This window comes from Pseudomonas sp. PS01298 (assembly GCF_029959745.1).
Classification (GTDB): Bacteria; Pseudomonadota; Gammaproteobacteria; order Pseudomonadales; family Pseudomonadaceae; genus Aquipseudomonas; species Aquipseudomonas aylmerensis.
Map to the genome: position 1 here is coordinate 1 of NZ_JASCPP010000232.1, position 1,556 is coordinate 1,556.

General features: G+C 60.3%; 2 protein-coding genes. Both read left to right on the forward strand.

Annotated features, from left to right (window positions below; all coding sequences use genetic code 11):
- Nucleotides 1-119 precede the first annotated feature (119 nt).
- On the forward strand, nt 120-1,049 hold the full coding sequence (gene arcC / locus QMX97_RS31985) for a carbamate kinase (protein ID WP_201145790.1): 930 nt from the start codon (nt 120-122) through the stop codon (nt 1,047-1,049).
- Between the two features lie 18 nt (nt 1,050-1,067).
- A complete protein-coding gene (locus tag QMX97_RS31990; RefSeq protein ID WP_065908895.1) occupies nt 1,068-1,430 on the forward strand; it encodes a DUF5064 family protein in 363 nt (120 codons plus the stop codon).
- The last annotated feature ends 126 nt before the right edge of the window (nt 1,431-1,556 follow it).

Here is a 1,556-nt window from a genome sequence, read left to right on the forward strand (position 1 = left end):
GCTCGCGAATGCGGTGTGTCAGTCCGCACATGTATCCACTGATCCACCGCTTTCGCGAGCAAGCCCGCTCCCACTTTGGTCCTGTGTTCGCAACATAGCACTCTAGAAGGACATTGTTTATGCGCATCGTCGTAGCCCTGGGCGGCAACGCCCTGCTCCGCCGTGGTGAACCCATGACGGCGGACAACCAACGCGCCAACATCCGCATCGCCACCGAACAGATCGCCAAGATCCACCCCGGCAACGAACTGGTGATCGCCCACGGCAATGGCCCGCAGGTCGGCCTGCTGTCGTTGCAGGCGGCCGCCTACACCAGCGTTTCGCCGTACCCGCTGGACGTGCTGGGCGCCGAGACCGAAGGCATGATCGGCTATATCATCGAACAGGAACTGGGCAACCTGCTGGACTTCGAAGTGCCGTTCGCCACCCTGCTCACCCAGGTCGAAGTGGACGCCAAGGACCCGGCCTTCCAGAACCCCACCAAGCCCATCGGCCCGGTATACGCCAAGGCCGAAGCGGAAAAACTGGCCGCCGAAAAAGGCTGGGCCATCGCCCCGGACGGCGATAAATACCGCCGCGTGGTCGCCAGCCCGCGCCCCAAACGCATCTTTGAAATCCGCCCGATCAAGTGGCTGCTGGAAAAAAGCGCCATCGTGATCTGCGCCGGCGGTGGCGGTATCCCGACGATGTATGGCGAAGACGGCAAGCTGCGCGGCATTGAAGCGGTGATCGACAAAGACCTGTGTTCCTCACTGCTGGCCTCGCAGCTGGACGCCGATCTGCTGGTGATCGCCACCGACGTCAACGCCGCCTTCATCGACTTCGGCAAGCCCAGCCAGAAAGCCATCGGCCAGGCCCATCCTGACGCCATGGAGAAGCTCGGCTTCGCCGCCGGCTCCATGGGGCCCAAGGTGCAAGCCGCCTGCGAGTTCGCCCGCCAGACTGGCAAAACCGCAGTGATCGGTTCACTCTCGGACATCGAAGCCATCGTCCAGGGCAGCGCCGGTACGCGCATCAGCACGGCAACACCTGGCATCACCTACCTGTGAAGTAGAGGAGAAACGCCTATGGCCACCTTTGAACCCGGTCACTTGCATGTCGAACGTCACGCGCTCAACAAGGACGACTACAGCTACAACCTGTGCATCGACTACGAGGTCAGCCAGGACCCAAAGGAAGGCAAGGGAATGCTCTTCAAGCTGCACGGTTCGGTACAGGGCAAGGACCTCAAGGAAGAGTTCTTCCTGCCCAAGGATCAAGCGTTTGATTTTGCCCGGCACGCGATGAATATCGCGCAGAAATACGGGATGCCGAAGATCGCGGTGTTGAACGGCTCGATGCACAAGCAGTACGACTTGATGTTCGAGGACGTGCGGCATCAGCTGGATGTGAAGCCCGGGGACCCGATCAAACCTGAACACCTCGAATAACCCGATTTCATTAACACCGGCGAACCCTGTGGGAGCTGGCTTGCCTGCGATAGCGGTCTGACAGTCGATACCTTAATTGACTGATCCACCGCTATCGCAGGCAAGCCAGCTCCCACATTTTTGATC